The 17,133-nt window shown below is 38.5% G+C and carries 18 protein-coding genes and 4 pseudogenes; 17 read left to right on the top strand and 5 right to left on the bottom strand.

Going from position 1 to position 17,133, the window contains the following annotated elements; genetic code table 11:
• Nucleotide 1: 1 nt before the first annotated feature.
• Genes SJY39_RS12595 through SJY39_RS12575 form a run of 5 tightly spaced genes read left to right on the top strand, consistent with a single transcriptional unit; the run spans nucleotide 2 to nucleotide 6,051 of the window.
• Nucleotides 2-2,758, top strand: a complete 2,757-nt coding sequence (locus tag SJY39_RS12595; protein WP_102333146.1) for a CS1-pili formation C-terminal domain-containing protein — start codon at nucleotides 2-4, stop codon at nucleotides 2,756-2,758.
• A 15-nt stretch (nucleotides 2,759-2,773) separates the two neighbouring features.
• Nucleotides 2,774-3,526 (top strand): hypothetical protein, encoded by a 753-nt coding sequence (locus tag SJY39_RS12590; protein WP_102333145.1) that lies wholly within the window; start codon nucleotides 2,774-2,776, stop codon nucleotides 3,524-3,526.
• Nucleotides 3,527-3,528: 2 nt separating this feature from the next.
• Complete coding sequence (locus SJY39_RS12585) at nucleotides 3,529-4,608, top strand: hypothetical protein (RefSeq protein ID WP_102333144.1); 1,080 nt, start codon at nucleotides 3,529-3,531, stop codon at nucleotides 4,606-4,608.
• A 3-nt stretch (nucleotides 4,609-4,611) separates the two neighbouring features.
• On the top strand, nucleotides 4,612-5,373 hold the full coding sequence (locus SJY39_RS12580) for a hypothetical protein (RefSeq protein ID WP_102333143.1): 762 nt from the start codon (nucleotides 4,612-4,614) through the stop codon (nucleotides 5,371-5,373).
• Nucleotides 5,374-5,427: 54 nt separating this feature from the next.
• On the top strand, nucleotides 5,428-6,051 hold the full coding sequence (locus SJY39_RS12575; RefSeq protein ID WP_102333142.1) for an AcfA family outer membrane beta-barrel protein: 624 nt from the start codon (nucleotides 5,428-5,430) through the stop codon (nucleotides 6,049-6,051).
• Between the two features lie 211 nt (nucleotides 6,052-6,262).
• Here SJY39_RS12575 and SJY39_RS12570 read toward each other — a convergent pair whose 3' ends face one another.
• Nucleotides 6,263-6,394: a hypothetical protein gene (locus tag SJY39_RS12570; RefSeq protein ID WP_372275336.1), complete on the bottom strand. Its 132-nt coding sequence runs from the start codon at nucleotides 6,392-6,394 to the stop codon at nucleotides 6,263-6,265.
• Between the two features lie 232 nt (nucleotides 6,395-6,626).
• On the opposite strand from SJY39_RS12570, the gene SJY39_RS12565 reads away from it, so the two are divergent.
• From SJY39_RS12565 to SJY39_RS12525, 9 genes and pseudogenes are all read left to right on the top strand, one after another.
• Nucleotides 6,627-6,983 carry a hypothetical protein gene (locus SJY39_RS12565; protein WP_102333141.1) on the top strand — a complete coding sequence of 119 codons (357 nt, stop codon included), beginning with the start codon at nucleotides 6,627-6,629 and terminating at the stop codon, nucleotides 6,981-6,983.
• Nucleotides 6,984-7,021: 38 nt separating this feature from the next.
• Nucleotides 7,022-7,407 (top strand): annotated as a pseudogene (locus SJY39_RS12560) (hypothetical protein).
• A 78-nt stretch (nucleotides 7,408-7,485) separates the two neighbouring features.
• Nucleotides 7,486-7,820, top strand: a pseudogene (locus SJY39_RS12555) (type I restriction endonuclease subunit M).
• Nucleotides 7,821-7,874: 54 nt separating this feature from the next.
• A pseudogene (locus SJY39_RS12550) lies at nucleotides 7,875-8,195 on the top strand (lytic transglycosylase domain-containing protein); the annotation flags it as partial.
• 329 nt (nucleotides 8,196-8,524) lie between these two features.
• The gene (locus tag SJY39_RS12545; RefSeq protein ID WP_102333035.1) at nucleotides 8,525-9,892 is read left to right on the top strand and encodes a PAS domain S-box protein; all 1,368 of its coding nucleotides are present in this window, start codon (nucleotides 8,525-8,527) and stop codon (nucleotides 9,890-9,892) included.
• A 21-nt stretch (nucleotides 9,893-9,913) separates the two neighbouring features.
• Nucleotides 9,914-10,684: pseudogene (locus tag SJY39_RS12540) on the top strand (EAL domain-containing protein); the annotation flags it as partial.
• A gap of 63 nt (nucleotides 10,685-10,747) precedes the next feature.
• Nucleotides 10,748-10,954, top strand: a complete 207-nt coding sequence (locus SJY39_RS12535; RefSeq protein WP_372050199.1) for a hypothetical protein — start codon at nucleotides 10,748-10,750, stop codon at nucleotides 10,952-10,954.
• Between the two features lie 489 nt (nucleotides 10,955-11,443).
• Nucleotides 11,444-11,953 (top strand): hypothetical protein, encoded by a 510-nt coding sequence (locus SJY39_RS12530; RefSeq protein ID WP_237300845.1) that lies wholly within the window; start codon nucleotides 11,444-11,446, stop codon nucleotides 11,951-11,953.
• Between the two features lie 8 nt (nucleotides 11,954-11,961).
• On the top strand, nucleotides 11,962-12,279 hold the full coding sequence (locus SJY39_RS12525; RefSeq protein WP_102556368.1) for a hypothetical protein: 318 nt from the start codon (nucleotides 11,962-11,964) through the stop codon (nucleotides 12,277-12,279).
• A 300-nt stretch (nucleotides 12,280-12,579) separates the two neighbouring features.
• On the opposite strand, the gene SJY39_RS12520 is transcribed toward SJY39_RS12525, so the two are convergent.
• Complete coding sequence (locus tag SJY39_RS12520; protein WP_372275334.1) at nucleotides 12,580-12,729, bottom strand: hypothetical protein; 150 nt, start codon at nucleotides 12,727-12,729, stop codon at nucleotides 12,580-12,582.
• Nucleotides 12,730-12,837: 108 nt separating this feature from the next.
• Here SJY39_RS12520 and radC point away from each other — a divergent pair, with 108 nt between their 5' ends.
• Together radC and SJY39_RS12510 are read left to right on the top strand one after the other, a co-directional pair.
• Complete coding sequence (radC, locus tag SJY39_RS12515) at nucleotides 12,838-13,323, top strand: DNA repair protein RadC (RefSeq protein ID WP_372275332.1); 486 nt, start codon at nucleotides 12,838-12,840, stop codon at nucleotides 13,321-13,323.
• A gap of 160 nt (nucleotides 13,324-13,483) precedes the next feature.
• Nucleotides 13,484-13,963: a hypothetical protein gene (locus tag SJY39_RS12510; RefSeq protein ID WP_372275330.1), complete on the top strand. Its 480-nt coding sequence runs from the start codon at nucleotides 13,484-13,486 to the stop codon at nucleotides 13,961-13,963.
• Between the two features lie 398 nt (nucleotides 13,964-14,361).
• Here the strand turns inward: SJY39_RS12510 and SJY39_RS12505 are convergent, their stop codons facing one another.
• The 3 genes from SJY39_RS12505 to SJY39_RS12495 all read right to left on the bottom strand — a co-directional run bounded on the left by SJY39_RS12505 (nucleotide 14,362) and on the right by SJY39_RS12495 (nucleotide 16,004).
• Complete coding sequence (locus SJY39_RS12505) at nucleotides 14,362-15,279, bottom strand: PhzF family isomerase (RefSeq protein WP_237300815.1); 918 nt, start codon at nucleotides 15,277-15,279, stop codon at nucleotides 14,362-14,364.
• Nucleotides 15,257-15,685, bottom strand: coding sequence for a RidA family protein (locus SJY39_RS12500; RefSeq protein ID WP_237300816.1), 429 nt, complete (start codon nucleotides 15,683-15,685; stop codon nucleotides 15,257-15,259). The genes SJY39_RS12505 and SJY39_RS12500 overlap by 23 nt, the downstream gene beginning before the upstream one ends.
• Nucleotides 15,686-15,794: 109 nt before the next feature.
• Nucleotides 15,795-16,004 carry a hypothetical protein gene (locus tag SJY39_RS12495; RefSeq protein WP_390241982.1) on the bottom strand — a complete coding sequence of 70 codons (210 nt, stop codon included), beginning with the start codon at nucleotides 16,002-16,004 and terminating at the stop codon, nucleotides 15,795-15,797.
• Nucleotides 16,005-16,251: 247 nt separating this feature from the next.
• Here SJY39_RS12495 and SJY39_RS12490 point away from each other — a divergent pair, with 247 nt between their 5' ends.
• Nucleotides 16,252-17,079: a LysR family transcriptional regulator gene (locus SJY39_RS12490; protein WP_265677764.1), complete on the top strand. Its 828-nt coding sequence runs from the start codon at nucleotides 16,252-16,254 to the stop codon at nucleotides 17,077-17,079.
• Nucleotides 17,080-17,133 lie beyond the last annotated feature (54 nt).

The following is a 17,133-nucleotide window of genomic DNA, read 5'->3' as shown; positions in this document are numbered from 1 at the left end:
TATGTTATTTCGACTTGTCAAAATAAAAGCGATGATAGCAATTTGTTTACTTCCTGCATTGGTTGAAGCAAGCTCTTTGAAAAATAACATACCTAGTGGTTTTGATGAATTCTTTAGAAATAGTATTAACGAAATAAAACTTAGAAATTTAGATGGTAGCTTTACAGATCCTATTTTGCTTGTGTCTAATTATCAAACAGTTAAGCTGACAACTGTAGAAAGTCATTCTAAGATTCGTGACTTTTTAAACGATAATCGTATTGATGCCAAATATGTAGATGAAATAATCCAAGCATTGTCGGATGGAGTTTCTAACCAAAGTTCATGTCGCGGGTATATTACTGAGTGTGTATTATATCCTGAAATTTTCGAGTTTGTTTTCAATAATAGAGATAAAGAATTATATTTGTTTGTTCACCCTAAAGTTTTAGATTTAGGAAAAGGTCCGGATTCGATTTCTTATCACTCAGCTTATAGCGAGCATTCTGGGATTGTAAATAACGTAAATATGTATTTTTCATCATATTTGGATCAAGATACATCTGTGTCGATTAATGATCAGTTGGTTGCGGGTTTACCTTATGGGTATATCACATCTAATGTTGGCACTAATGTTGGTTTTGGAAATAGTAATAAAGAAAACGATCTTACTTTGTATGATATTTCTTATAATTTAGACTGGGATGACAAGCTCATAAAAACCGGTTATTTTCAATACTTGCCGAAAGTAAACTCCACTGACTTTCTCTCTGGTTCTAGTTCAATTATGCCACAAACTTCATTTTTTCTAGGTTCATCAAAAAATATGATAGTCGGCGGGAGTAATGCGAATAAACAGTTTAACTTTTATTCGGCTCAAAGCGGCGATGTTGAGCTTATTCGAGATGGTCGAATTATATATCAAGGAAATGTTGAACAAGGTCAAAATTCTATTAGTTACAATGAATTGCCATCAGGACGTTATGAAGTTGAGTTGGTTTTGCGTACAGGGGGAGCTCCGGTAAATCAGGGTGTTTACTTCATCTTTAATAGTATTGAAGATAGCCTAACTCAGGGGCAATTTGATTATTTAATTTCAGCTGGAAAAACGTCATCGGGCAATGGAATTTCAACAATTGAGTATGAAAACGGTCAAGAAATAGAAAGCAAAGCGTTTGTTCAAGGGCGTCTTAGTTATCAATTATTACCTAGATTACTTATAGGCCTTGGTACGAAAGTAATTGAAGATGAAGCCGCATTTGAAGTTGGCATGCAGTATTCACTTGGGTCTTTCGATGCTGATATAGTCTTAAATAGTCATGTTTTTAGCGATGGTCATTTTTTGAACACGACGTTTTCATCCAATTGGGGTAGTCTAAATTATGAAAAAATGAACAGTGAAGGAGGATATTTATCTACTTATCTCTATAATTCATCAAGTTATGAAAAGTTGTTTTGGTCATCTAACTACAGATTTGATAATGGTTCTTCTTTATATGCTGTGTATACGTTAAGTAAAGATGAAAACTTGGAACAAGGTGAGCGTATTTATGATGATGTATTGTTAGGTTATAGATTTGGTTCTTTTAGCCGTTCGTCATTCGATATCACTGTTCAAACTGATAGTGACTTTGAAGAGGGTTCTTTTTCGATAATGTGGACTTTACCATTATCTGATACTGTCGATTTGATATCGTCGGTAATGGGTGACAAGAGTTCAGCTAATCGCTTCTCTAATACGCTAAATAAAGCTGATTTATTAGAGTCTGACCTGATTAATAGTTCATTAAATATAAGTAATTTGTATGACAGGCGCCAAGGCACAGTTTCTCAAACAGGTATGATTACGGCTAATGGTATTGGTGATAAAGCACATTTTGGTGGTTCGCTTTATGCAAACAGTGACGGTACTATTGGGGCAACGGGTACTATATCTTCTACACAAATATTTTCTGATGAACTATATATTTCATCAAAATCGGCTTCATCTTATTTAGCATTGGATATTAAAGAGAAAAATAAGAATTTAATCGATAAAGAAGTAAACGGTTTTGTGACGGTTAATCAGGATGGGCGTAATCTAGTTAAGAAATCCACAACGGATTCGCTTAATATCATCCCGCTCTCGAGCTATAGTCAATATCGAGTGAATTTTGATGCTGAGAGTGTTGGATTAAACAATACCGGAGATAAAAATGCGATGTTTTTTTCTACGCCAGGTAAAGTTTTAAAATTTGTTCCACAAGTACATAAAACGGTTTCATTTATTAGTGGCTTTAATAATATTAATAATAACTTCGTCTCTAACGTAGAATGCTTAGGCGACGGATGTATATCGGTTGTTCAACTTATCGATGGTGTTTATCGTGTCACTGTTTTAGAAGGGTTTGATTTTAGATTAGTCAGTGATGGGAATGAGTGTTTTATACCTAGAAATGAACATAATGTATATATGAACTTTGGTAAGAATTATTGTTTGCCAACGGATACGGACGGCGTATTTGCTGTAAATGTTGATGGGAGAGGTTATGAAGCGATTTATGTCGGATTATTTACTAATGCAGAATTAGAGCAAAGCGGCATAATTAAACAGTTAGAGAATTATAGTTATCATATTATCACTAAACCAGTTGGTCAGTTAAACGCTGTTTATATAGCCAACAATAGAGTAAAAATGACGGATTTGCTCGTAAATCATATAGATTCAGTAGAGAAATTAAAAGAAAATGCTAAAAGAAAATATATTAACAATATTTTTTTTCCAGTGGCGAAACAATAATTTAAGAGGTCAAATATGAGATTTTTAAAAGTAAGTTCTGTATTGATTTTTGTATTTTGTCAATTTTTATCTTTGGCCCAAGCGTCAGGGTTAGTTGTGGATAAAATGTTTATTATTGCAGACGAAAAAAAGAATGGATTGTTAACATTAACAAATACTAGTGACTTGCCTTTGTTTATTTCGGCGAATATTGATGAATTTCATGTAAACGAAGACGGATCTGATTTTATTAAAACGCCCTATAACGCTAATAATGTAGAAAACTGGAAAATTAGTACAACTCAAAATAAGCTAGTTCTCCATTCTGGTGAGTCAAACAATGTAGGTATTAGAAGTCTTTGTTACAATGTGACATGTGATAGTTCCCGAGATTTAATGTTTTTCGTGACATTTATGCCATCGCCGTATCGAGATCCGGGCGATAGCTCTGATATGAGTTCCGCTATGCAACTTAATTATGGTTTTTCTCCAGTTTTTATTATTCCAACAGACAAACCAGATATAAAATACAAAATTAATCGTACAGATGATAATTTAGTAGTTGAAAATAAAAGTAACACTCTAATATATGTTTCTGTTAATAGTTGTGATAATGATAAAATGTATTCTGGTTGTTTTGTTAGATATATTGTAATTGCAGGCCGAACGAAGGTCTTTCAATTACCATCTGAAATAGAAAACAAAGAAATTACTGTTGATGTTGCATCCTATGACAATTCATTTAATAAACATGGTAAATTAAATATAAACGATGAGTTTAAGGATTAACAATGAAGTTATTCTATCTAATTTTTTTTCAAATTGTTATTTTTTCAAGTTCAGTAGCACAGGCAAAAATAGAATATCGAGTTAAAGTTGGTGCTAACGGCATTCAATGGGAAAACGCTGTCGATATTTCCGCGGATGAAAAGGTGATCTCTAATTGGCATGAAGCCAGTTCATTGGGATTGCCTACGGTAAAAAGTTGGGTGCCAAGCACGTTTGTAGTCCCTCCTGCGAAAGGAATTAAATTTTTTGGCTATTCGACTTTAAACGGCAGTGATTCAATTGAAGTTTCTAGTTTTTCTGTGACGGGGATGCAATACAACACTATTGGTATTGCAAGCTCAAAAGTTTCTTCTGGAATTGGTAGTGGTTGTAACTCTCAACTTATTTCTGGATCTGTTATAGATGTTCGGGGAGATAATTGTGTATCAAATATCCGTATAGATAATGATATATTATCCGTGCCATTCGTTTTGTATCGACCAATCATTTCTATTGATAATGCTGAGCTTCTAGGTGCATTAGATGGTTCTAATCAAGGTGTTTACTCAGCATCCGTGCCTGTTTCAATTAAAGTACCTTATTATATCGGGTCGACACTAACTTACCGTCAGTTCAGTGACGTCATTATTATTGTAATAGATTATGATCCAGTTTGGATTACTAATGTTGATTTGATTCCAGAAAACGTGGTTTTACAACCTATTTATTACCCAACTAGTCGACTTGTGTCGAGTAATGAAGCTGCTGTTCAAGTTAAAGTTGATGGTTATTTTAGTAATGGTATTCGATTATCTCTTTTAGATAATAATTACTTTTTAGAAAACACTAATAATGTCAATATTAAAATACCATATTATATTCACTGTAAAGGTTGTGGTGCTAATCGAAATGAAAATAAAGTGTTGGTTAATGATAGTGGTACGATTTTAAATCAATGGGTCACTATCGGGAGTGGTGTCTCTCTAATAAATGATCCAATTATATTTAATTTAGCATTTGGCTATATAGATGTAGATGGTACAACTCTAACTTCTGGAGAATATATGGATACTGTCAACTTTGCAATTGAACCAGAGATATAGATAATGAGAAAATATAATCGAGCAGTCTTTTTGATGTTTTCTATTCTTGTAACGAGTAAAGTGTTTTCTCAAGAAGATAATGTTACTGTTAACGATAACATTAAGTTTGGCATTGGTTATGCTGGAAGCTTAATTGAATCAGGTGAAGGGTATGATGAATATCATGGTTATGAGGTTTCTTTCGGCTATATATATCAAGACAGATTTTTGGTAGAAACGGGACTGTCAAAACTTAATAGTAGTAACGAATTTAATCCTGACAATTATTTTTTAAGATCTAGTAGGGTATTTCCTTTAAGTGATTATGCCTCTTATTATGTGGGCGCAGGAGTTAATTATCTTAATAAAGAAATCTATCCAGGAATCAATGTTGGTATCCATTTTGAGTTTCACAAGGATTGGTATGTTGATGCTGGTTATCAAACCTTAATTTCGGATATAAATGACAATATATATTCATTACTGTTGTCAATAAATTATAAGTTTGAAATAAATCCAATTCAAGTTGATAATGTTAAGGATGATTTTATTGTTCTATCTCGTCCGACAACAAGTATCAAAAATTTTGATGGTGATAAACGCGTAAAAAATACGTATTATAAAAAATATTCCGTGATAAAAGGTGATAATCTTACATTTATTTCACGTAAGTTAGGTGTTCCATTACATGAATTAATATTATCTAATCCGCAACTAGCGCTAAAAAGAAATTCAATTGACCTTATTTATCCAAGCGAAATTATATATTACCCAAGTCGAAGGTAAGAATTTTTTTAAATTTTAAGGTTATAGGTTTTAATTTAAATTGTGTAGGTTATTATGCAAAAATTATTATTAATTGCCATTTTTCTGGCTCCATTAACATCGTTAGCTTCACCTTATATAGGCCTGGAATATGGGTTTAGTTTTCACAAGAGTCAATTCAACGCAAACTTTTCTGATGGCGTCACTTTAAAACCTGAGTTTGATTATGGTATTGTTAGTGCAACGTCTGGATTTTCATTCAATGAAAAATGGGCCGCGGAACTCAGCTATAGCCAATATAAAATAAGTGAGTCCCGGAAAGATATTAGTGTTGATACCCCTGGTCTATATTTCGATAAAGAGTGGGATGCATCTATGAACGTTAAGCAAGTAGAATTATCTTCAGTGTATACGCTCGCATTAGATGGCCAATGGAGTGCTAGACTTAAAACCGGCGTCACATATAATCAATATCGTGCAAAATCTAGAAAAACTGACAATCAGAATGTAAATGGCGAAGAACTAAGTGAAGTACTTTTGAGTCACAAGTTAGAAGAAAATCATTTTGGTGGTGTAATTGGTGGGGCTATAGTTTATGATTTTTCGCCCATGCTATCACTTGGGGCTAGCATCAATCATCAAATGGACAAATTTAATGCAATGACAAGTTTAAATTTGATGACTAGATATTATTTTTAATTTTATTCTGTATATACAGAAAACCACGGGTTTACCCTTGGATGAATGCTTTTGGAGGCGGTACGATGGATAAATGCAATATTATCCATCGCCCTACAGTGTTTATTACACGAAATATCACGTAGTTTGGGTAGCTAAGTATCCTCGGAAAATCCTGAATCCTGGTATGTGCAGCTACTTACGAAAGGTTATGCCGTAGTTACTGCGAAGTTTATTTGGTGTTGAGATAGAGACGATAGGTTTTGATGAAGATCATCTGCATACGCTGTTTTTCAAGCAAGCTGTCGTCTTTTTTACAATTTAATAACATGAATGATTGCGCTGCACACTTTTCAGGGTTCAAGTACACCTCCTCTCGCGATAACTTATGGCACTGTTATCTGACATTAAGTAATCACCCAACGCCTCCGCTACTGCGTAGCTGTGCTTCGTCGTGCCTCCTTATTGCCTTTCACTGGCTTCAATTAAGGTCGAGTAAGGGCTTGTTTTCTTATGTGCCGATTTTCCTTTCTACTCGCATCACTGGATGTCGCTCGCAGACTGTTCACCATCCTCAAACAGAAAGGAAACTTGTCATGGCACAACAAAACCCAACCCCAACTATCTCTAAATTGACGCTCAGCGATCAGCGTTTCGCCGCTGGGCACGAAAGCTTACCAAAAAATGATATCTCTTTACTGCGTACTCCTCAGCGAACAGAGGGAGAAGAGCACGGCTTTTCTCTTACGCCGTGTAGCGACATTACATTAGCTGAACTCAAAATTGCGGGATTTACTTCGCGTGATTCTAAGTTCTACCCATCCACTCAGGCTGAGGTTGAGGAGAGTATCTTACACCACTTTAAAATAGCGGACTTAACTGACAATTTTATTGTTAAGGATGTATCAGCTCCTTCAAGATCCCTCTTTTCGTTTCACCGTTGTCCGTTTTAATTACTGGGATATTTTTGTATTAACGTAAGGAGTAAGCCATGAAATATCTCTCTCACTATATTCAAGCCAAACAAACGCAAGCATTTAATGAGGCGGGGGCGTTCTTTGCTTTGTCTAATAAGTAGTTCGATGGAGAAAAAAAGAGGGCGTGAAATATGCGTCGTTAGGTATGGGTTTAATTTGCCCTGTTGATAATGCGAAGCAATTAATGACCCGTTTAGATTCTATTGCTCAAGAAGGGATCGCCAAAGACATCGAAGAGAATGGTAAAAAAGCGATCATTCGCCGTGAGCTATTCAATCACGAGTGTTTCTATACCAATGACATTTGTGATTGTGTCGAAAAGCTCGAAGGGTATGGCATTTCTTACGATGAAGTGTATGAGGTGTTTAATCACATTCGTAAAACGGAAGACGTTTATTAAACGCTAAAAGTAAAGCGCCTTGATATTTGCTGTATCAAATATCAAGGCAAATTCAATTTAAATACAGGGGTAAATAAAATGAACATTAAAAATGTTACATCAGGTAACGAAGAAAAAAAAGGAAAAAATTATGTTTGTACGGCTGTGCCGTTTGATCTTGGCAAAGTTGTTTGTACACAAGGCATTGCTGAACTGCTAAACAACAATATTGGTGTGAATTTATCGATTTACTTACATCGTCACCAAAATGGTGATTGGGGAAATGTCTGTGTTGAAGATAAACTTACCAATGACGAAGCCACCAAGACAGGCGAGCGGGTTTTATCCAGTTACACCATTTGTAATGAACAAGTCTGGATAATTACCGAGCGTGATCGTAGTTGCACTACGATTTACTCCCTAATGAATATTGATGACGTCAATTCACGCGATATAATGGAGTTCCTTTGGACTCCATTTTTTAGCTTATGAAAAAACTAATCTTATTATTGTCGGTATTTCCAAGTGTCGGGTATTCGTTTTGTTTTGATGAAGCAGGACAACATTATAATGTTGATCCAGATTTGCTGCGATCGATAGCACAAGTTGAAAGTAGTCTTGATCCTAATGCTTATAACGAAAACCAAAATAAAAAAGGTCAAGTAACCAGTCGTGATTTTGGACTCATGCAAATTAACTCTAGTTGGTTTCCTCAACTGGCTGAATTTAATGTCAATGAAACCAATGTCTACGAACCTTGTTTTAATGTTTCATTAGGAGCGTGGGTATTAAGCTCTAACTTTGCTAGCCCAAATGTATTGAGATGCACACAAACAACTGTTTTCGCCTAGCTTTAATGAATATGAAGTTACGTCAGTGGACAGCAATAGGAGAGAAAACGTCAAGCTTATTTAACTATTTCGTGACTAATAATCGCTCATGAAAATTTGTGATAAGTATCATATTTATTTCCGTTGTTCGCTAAGATGTTTAACGCTCTATGACTGCCTTGTTTGTACTCTTCAATAATCAACCTGCCACGTTCATGAATAACACCATATCCTTAAATTAAAAGGAAAATAGTTAAAAATCTTCTATAGTTTTAAGTAGTAAACCGTTAACCACATGGGCCTCAACTATGCAGTTAGTTAAAAATGAATTTGTCCAATTTCATCAAAAAAGGGAGATTTCTTTTACGTGGCAAGTGAATACCAATAATTTAACTATCGATGCATGTGATCTACAAGAAGTCTTGGGGGTCACATGCACCGTGACTGCTATCGAACATTTTCTAGATCTGTTTTCACCTTCTAATAAAGCCCGAGTCTCTGAGATGCTCTTACAAGTAAAAAGAGGGGAGGAGCCAGATCCCATTAAAGCATTCATAGTCACGCGAGGCTCTAACGTTAACCTGAGTTTAGTATCCGTAAAAAAAATCACTGAAAATCTGATCGCAGGTATGATAATGCCTATGCTCTTGTCTCCAACTCAACAAGACTTATCGTCCTTTTTTTATCAAATATTTGAAAATCACCATCACGTTATTGTGGTGACGGACAAACACACCCGTATTGTTGCCTACAATAGTTACTTTGAGAAATCAACCGGTTATAAAGTAGAGGAGCTTCTTGGTAAAAAGACGTCTATTTTCAATGCTGGCAAGCACGGAGCACCGTTCTTTAGCAACATGTGGAAGGAAATTATCCAACACGATTATTGGAGCGGTCTCATTTTAAGTAAAGCCAAATCCGGGAACGTCAAGCCTCAAGAGCTACTCATCCAGAAGTTAGAGTCTCTAAAAGGCAACACCTATTACTTGGGGGTTACCTTAGATTTATCGAGTAAACTCTACCGCGTTGCTGGTATTGAACATGGCGGTATTGAGTTATTGACTCAACTGCCCGGTGAAGAAGAATTTTTGGCTAAGGTACAAAATGGACAGGCTGAACTAAAAGATAGCGAAGGGATGTTACTACTGTCCTTTGTACCAAAGTTTGATGAAACATTGGAGTTTGATGAAAAAAAACAACTTGCAAGCGCGCTCGCGTACCATGAAAGTGACTGTACGGCAGGCTTTATTAAAAAGACTGTGTTTACAATTGCCATCATTTATAAGCATGACAAAGCTAAACCTCACTCGCTTTCTATCTTCGAAGCGATTCGAGAACGCTTTAAGAAAATCAAAACAAGAATGGACAAAGAAGTATATCAACGAAGTATGGGAGGCACTATTGGTGTATCAGTACTTGGATTGGATGCGAATAATGCACACAAGATGATATCTCACTCTTTACAAGCGATGTATGAAAGGCATACTTCTAATAATAACATATGCTTTTATAACCGAAACCTTCATGAGAAAGTCAAACGACGCGAGGTGTTAGAAGAAATAGTGAGGTATTCGGTTAAGGCAAAGGCTATGCAGGTTTTCTTTCAACCTATTATTTCAACCAAAAGTTTTAAAGTCTGTAAACTCGAAGCATTGTGTCGATTTACAGACAGCTAAGGCGAGCACCTAGAGACTCAGGAAATGATACAGATTGCAGAAGATATGGGTCTCGTTTCTGAGTTAGATTTGGCCGTAGCAGATAAAGCCATGGAGCAACGAAATCAACTGGTTAAACTATATGGCAATGAAGTCGAGATCACCATTAATGTGTCTTTGAACTCAGATAAACCAGTGAAGTCCCTCTTCAAAGACTTGATGTCGCTTTTCAGAAAACATCGTAAGCATCTCCCTTATGTTACCGTAGAGCTCACAGAGTCAGCCTACTTTAGCAATGAAAACAAGAACAGTGATCTGCTGTTTGAGCTACGTAAAAAAGGGGTAAAGATAGCTATTGATGACTTTGGTACTGGATATTCTTCTTTCTCCTACTTGAAAGATGGTAACTTCGATGTACTTAAAATCGACCGGGATTTTATTATTAATCTCGTTTTCGGCTCTCATAATTACTACATCGTTAAAATGATTACGCAACTTGCTCATACTTTAGGAGTAGAAGTGGTGGCTGAAGGTGTTGAAAGTATTAAAGAAGTTAATATATTAAAAGACCTTAAAGTGGACTATTTACAAGGGTTTTATTTCGCAAAACCCCTACCAGTTAAACTCCTCTCAGCTGAAATCAACGATAGAGAGGAGCTCCGTGACTTGGTCGAGCCAGAAATTCAAGACGTGGTGTTATTTACTACTCCTCCTTTGTTATCTCCCACTCACACCTTAAGAGAGGTCAAAGCCTTATTTGACCGTAATTCGGTTCATGTTTTACCCGTAATCATTGATAAGCAGTGTGTGGGCGTCCTAACCAAGGAAAAATACAATCTCCATGCTACGCCCACACTCGGCACTGACCGAGAAACGATGCAAGAGTATCGTTCTTTGGATAAAGTGGTGAGTGCGATGATGGAACCATTGATTACCTGTGTTCACGAAACAATAAACGCGAGCGAAATCCATGAGAAAATTCGGAACCATATTCCTTTGCCTTGGGTTGTCATCAACGATTCTGGAGACTATGTGGGTATGATTGACACTGTTAATATGATCCATTATTTGAATGCACAATAAGTACGTTTTCGCTTTTTTATTACGCCCATTAGCTTTGATTTGATGAGTAGCCATTTTAAAGAACCTTGGCGCGGACTTAACTTCCAATATTGGTCTACATGAAACGCGAGAGTTTTGTTCACACATCTGAGCCTGTTCTCATTTTAAAGACAAACACTTTAAACGTGTCTTTATCACGACTCCTATCGTTGTCTTAGGCGTCACCCTGCGGGCTAGGCCTGATTGCCCTAAGAGTCTTAGCGCCTTGTCGTTCCCTTCTCGTTGATCTCTCTGTCTTTGAATAAGTTCGAATAAGAGCTTGTTTTCTTATGCGCCGATTTATTTCACTCGCCTCATTTTCGGGCTCGCAGGCTGTTAACCGTCTCTCCCCACAACCTGTTTTTCAAGGGAGGCTTCGCCGCTGCGCGCCCTTGCAAAGCAGAACGATGTTGAGAGAGCGGACAGCCAAGCGGCTCCGAAAAGTGATACTCAAACAGAAAGGAAACTCTCATGGCGCAACAAAACTCAACCCCAACTCTCTCTAATTCAAATTCATCGACCAGCGTTTCGCCGCTGGGGCACGAAAGCTCACCAAAAAATGATATCTCTAGTCCTTTGGCGGTATTGAAGTTGCGCTATCAAGTCAAAAAGTGTCGTGATGAGACGAAAAGAAAGTCTGATTTTGTTTCCAAAATCCAGCGTTTGAAAATGTTCAGTCGTCGTCAGTCGCCGGAGCAACTGGCTGATATCGCAGCGTTAAAAGACCAAGGGTTCGTTGACGCTATCAAGCAGCAGTTTCCGCAATTGGTGTCGCGTCGTTTTGCTTTCCATGAAATCCGTGACTTTTTCATCGAATTAAATGGCGCTGGCTTTGGTGAATGGTTTCTTCACGAGCGAGTGGATCACATCATTATGTACACCACTTACGGGTCTGTGTTTCCAGCGTTGCGCTTTGTGACAACGGGGGCGGGAACGTTTAAGTGCTCAGGATTTTGTTTCGATGTGCGTTTTGGCGCTTAGGGGGTCACATGACAGTTCGCTCTACAGTATCCGCTGACATATCCATGCACGTGATTTGGGTGAATTCAACCGACTTTTACTCCACCGTAAAGGCCGTCAAGGTTCATGAGATTTTGGTGAATGAGTTTGGGTATACCGACTCTTTAATACTAGAGGAAGGCAACCGAGGGAAGGGGGTGAGTATCAGTGTGTGTGATAACACTACCACCATTAAGCAGATGCGAGAAGACTACGCCTACGCGAAGAAAACGGAAAGGACGATAGAAACCACCTCCGAGCATCGTGCATCGGCTAAGGCTTTACTCTCTTCTCTGTATGACGACTGAAGTCTGCTTATTGTGTAACGTCATCAAACACTCATAAGAGAAGGTCATTAGTGTGTCTGGATTTTGTTTCGATATTCTAGCCGGTAGCGGCATTCAAACGGGTTATGTTTTTCGACGAGCAACGCCTTGTTCGGTCTTGTCTTAAGTGACCAAGGTTATCGAGTGTGCGTATTGAGGCCCTTTGATGACAAATATGATCGCGTCGTCGGAGGGGGAGTCCTTGGTTGAGGGGGATGCGAACATTCGGTGTGTTATCACCCAGTCAAGTAAACCGGGAAAAACGCTCGTAACGAGCAGGCATTAATATCGAGTGGCGTAATTCGAGTAACCAGTAGGGCGCCCTCTTGGTGGGGAAGGGACCTTTCTAACTGGGCGACGTGCTTTGGGTTGAGGTACTGGCTTAGGCTGTCCTTTTGGCTTGTTGTCGCGACTTCCTTTAAACCGTCCCATTTGAGAACCCTCGCGCTAGGGAGGCTTCGCCGCTGCGCGCCCTTGCGCTACAGAACCTGCAACTGGGTACGGACAGTCAGACGCTCACCAAGACCGAAAGGAAATACCATGTCAGCACTTGTTCAATACTCAAATGTTTCGTTATTCACATCAGAAGAAAAGGGCATCCTTGACCAAGCCGCAAGCATTCTCAAATCCAAACTGTTTATTTCAGAACAAACGCCATTAACCTCGCCTGAATTGGTGAAATCGTTCTGTCAAACGTCCTTGGCCGCTTGTGAGTCTGAAGTGTTTGGGATTATCTTCCTCGATAATCAACATCGAGTGTTGCGCACCAAAGAGATGTTCTACGGAACCATTAATGCCGCCTCGGTCTACCCGCGCGAGGTTGTTAAAGCGTCGCTGGTCACGAACGCGAGTGCGGTTATTCTCTATCATAACCACCCAAGTGGCGACGCCACCCCAAGTCAAGCAGATCGCCGCATTACCCGCCAACTAACGGACGCGTTGGCATTGGTTGATATCCGAGTATTGGACCACTTCGTGGTTTCATTCGAGAGTGTAGTTTCATTTTCTGAACGAGGTTGGATTTAAATGAAGCGGCCATAAGCCGCTTATTTTTACAGTGTACTTTGTTGCGATGTGATGGATTATGATATATCAATATGCGACCAATATCACAATATACAAGATCAAACATGGGACGGGGTGTGGCAAGATAGCTTTATTGTAACCTCCTGAATATCGAGTCGTGATGAGCCAAGATAATGAGGCCCAACTAAGGCGCCGTATTGAATGTATTCTAGAGCGCTACCCTAATGCCTCGTCGTTGATGGTTCGCCAGCGATTGATTGTGAATGTCACCCCCGCTCACCTTTATCTACACCTAATCCCTTTCTATGATCAGTGCCGCATCGATGACAGTGTTGATATTCAACGTGAACTTGGCAAAATGATGGCCATGCATTTGGGGTTGAGCGTGATAGTGCGAACACTGTCAACAAAGCCCTATAACTATCGTCAGGTAGAGCAGGCGTTACTTGAACTGACGGTGGACCTTGACCACGTTGAACAAGCTCGGCGCTGTAAAGTCACGCATTTTGGCCATGATATGGCGAAAGATGAGCATCATCATTCGCATTGGGTGATGGTACTGCAAAAACTCGGGCACCGATTACCTGAAATTTGGCAGGCATTACGGCAACGCGTTAGAGTCGAGCCCATCGACCGTTAATAATTGATGTATCAGTCATCGGAGCGGCTTTTGCGAGTGTCACGTCAATTTAATGATTTAATGACATTGGCGCTTGCTGAATGTTAGTTGGCTTTTTATACGGATTGTGCAGTTTCTCGGGCTCTGGGAGGTTAAAGTGAGCGCATTGAGTACAGCTATAGGGACGTACAAGGGGGGGGAACCGCATACAATAGTTGGTCACCTTTGTCTCCTTGAAACGTGATGCGTTTTTAAATGTTTGGCGCCCGCTTCTCGGAGCAGGCTTGATTGTCTGACCAAAATATATCTGACTATTTTAAACACACTTTTGGACAAAAATGTGCTGACCACTTTGCTAAATTAACAGTTCTCGAATAACTATAGGGATGGTGAGTAACTTAACTCAGAGTCCAAAACTGCTAGGTGCGGAGCAGTTTTACAGGTTTCAGTGACAACTCTGCGACTCTCTTACCAACTAGTACGGCTTGCCCTGCAATGCTGACGAGTAATTGTGTATCGGTTTTCTCCACTGACACTAGTACTCGGCCGGGTTTTCCTATTGCCAGTCCCTGATATCCCCAATAACATGCTTTCGAGTTACACTCAATCAAACTGTGCTGAACAAGATAAGCTCCTGCGGGGCCATTGGCATTACCCGTTACAGGGTCTTCGTTAATCCCAATTGCAGGGGCAAACATTCGTCCATAAGTTATAGGTTTTTGCTTGCTCCCCTCTAAAAAAAAGGGAAAGAATCCATTGCAGCCTATCTCATCACTGAGCGCTTTTAACTTCTCGTTATCCGGGGTTAATCCATCAAGCTTCTTCCTGCTAAGCATAGGAACCATAACCTTGGAATGACCTGTCGAGACAATTTGTATTGGCAGTTCAGCAAAATCACTCACACTAATACCTAGGGCATTTGCCAGCCCATTCCGTTGATTTTGGCTAAATGGCGGTAGAAACTCCACGCGCCCCTGAGTCATTTTCACCAAGATATCTTTTGGGCTACCCGAAATTGATACAGGTAGATTGCCTGCCCCTGTCTTCGCTATTAACGGATAGTCTGATAGATGCCCTGTACTGGCTCGCAAAAAATGAGTAGCTATGGTCGCGTGTCCACATATTGGAACCTCATTGGTGGGGGTAAAGTATCGAACATATACGTCATGGCTTTGATCTTTAGGTGACAAAACAAAGGCCGTTTCTGAATAACCCGTAAATGCAGCAATATATTGCATCTCCTGAGTGGTAAGCTGGTTTGCATCTAAAACAACTCCCGCCCGATTTCCAGTGTTAGGTTCGCTGGTAAATGCATCAACCACATAAATGGTAACCATCGCACGATTCCTCTGCTGTTGGCATAGTGATTTCTGCGATAGCTTCCGCCATCACCCAAAAATCTTGTTTAATTGAAGCGACACATATTACTGCTCTAGCAGGTTTATGCTCACCCATAAAATCAGCAAAAGTTTGATCTAGTATTGGCCAGTACTTCACATCTGTAGAATAAAACCTGACCAACGCTATACTCTGTAGTGTGCCGCCTGCCGCTTGAGTGAGCGCTAGAGTGTTGTTTAAAACAGAACGAGTCTGCCTTTCAACCTCTTTCGCCATGTCTTTTTTTTCAACACTTGCCGCAGTATCAGGAAGTTGTGCAGATATGTACAATGTATTACTTATCAAGGTAGCTTGACTGTAATGACCATTTGGTTGTTTAGCGCAAGCGGTATTAATGAATTCCACTTTGTGATTTCCTTAGTAGTTCTTGTTTGAATGGTATAAATAGAAATCTCGTGGATACTATTCTTTTTATTGCAAATACGTTTCGGATTGTTCGAGTGGAAACTGCCAATCAATCTAAACCAAGATCTCGTTTCATGTGCTCACTAAGCTCATATGTACTTGGTAAGTTGATGTTACTTTTTCTGTGGCGAGCTCTCATCTCATCACCAAATAATGTAACAAACACTTTTGTGTAATACTGGAGAGCATAATTTATCGGGTTATAAAAAAAATTGTGAGAAAATATATATTTCTTTTTATTTTGACTTTCTACTTTCATGGTTTAATTCTCTAATTTTATTAGCTTATAGATAAAGATTAAAAAAACAGAACAATAGTTATTTCTATTATTAGAAAATAACGGTTAACAATAATGAGGTTTTCATTAACTAAACTCTTAAAATTCAGAATCTCAAATGAGTCTGATTAATAATTAAAATATCACTTTCATCCTCCAACGAAAGCTAGTTATACTAAGTGGGCATTTAAAAGACAACGTGACTCAGAGTTGCAAATAGGTAACAATCATGGAATTGATGAACAATGAGCTAATCTGCTTTGCGGCAGTTTGTAAGCACCTTTCCTTGACAGAGGCTTCAAAGGAGCTTGGAAAATCGAAGGCTCAAGTAAGCCGTCAACTGGCAACCTTAGAAAAACAGCTTGGGGTTACGCTGGTTCACCGAACAACAAGAAAACTCGTTCTGACTGATCATGGTGAAAGCATCAAAGAGCTTGCCATCGAAGCTTTGGATAATTTGCAAGAGTTGACTTACAGAGCAAAATCACTGAGTGACTGCATTAATGGGAAATTTAAAATAACAATGCCTAATTCAATAGCATCTTCTATTTTTGGTGATATTCTTAAAGGCCTTCAAGAACGATATCCTGCTGTGAACTTTGAAATATCATCAAGTAATAACATTGAAAACTTATTAGAAAGCAATGTAGACATGGCAATTAGGCTTAATAACGTTGTTGATGACGCATTGATTGCACATAAAGTAGCAAATTATAACGATATTTTAATATCAAAAATCGACGACACTAAAAATAACACTTTACTCATCTATAAAAACCATTCGAGCAAAGAGTTGATAAAGAAGAATTATAATGATGTCATTGAAGTTGATAATACATCCATTTTAATTAACTTTGTTGCTAGAGGAGTCGGTGTTGGCGTCATTCCAAATTATCTCATGAAAGATAGCCACATAAATAGCCATATCCATACTGTGGAAATTTTCGATACGGAAAGATCGATGTATATCGCTTACCCTTATCAAAATCCACTGCCGAGAAAGTTGGCCGAAATCTCAACTTTCATTAGAGCAGAATTGGCTAGTATTTTACGTTAATAGAAGCTCCTTTTTCTAACGGTGTAGTTGATGACAATTTTTATTTAGCCATTT

Source organism: Vibrio sp. R78045, from assembly GCF_042466085.1.
Taxonomy (GTDB): domain Bacteria; phylum Pseudomonadota; class Gammaproteobacteria; order Enterobacterales; family Vibrionaceae; genus Vibrio; species Vibrio cyclitrophicus.
Note: the sequence above shows the minus strand (reverse complement) of the source record. Positions and strands in the feature narration are given on the sequence as shown.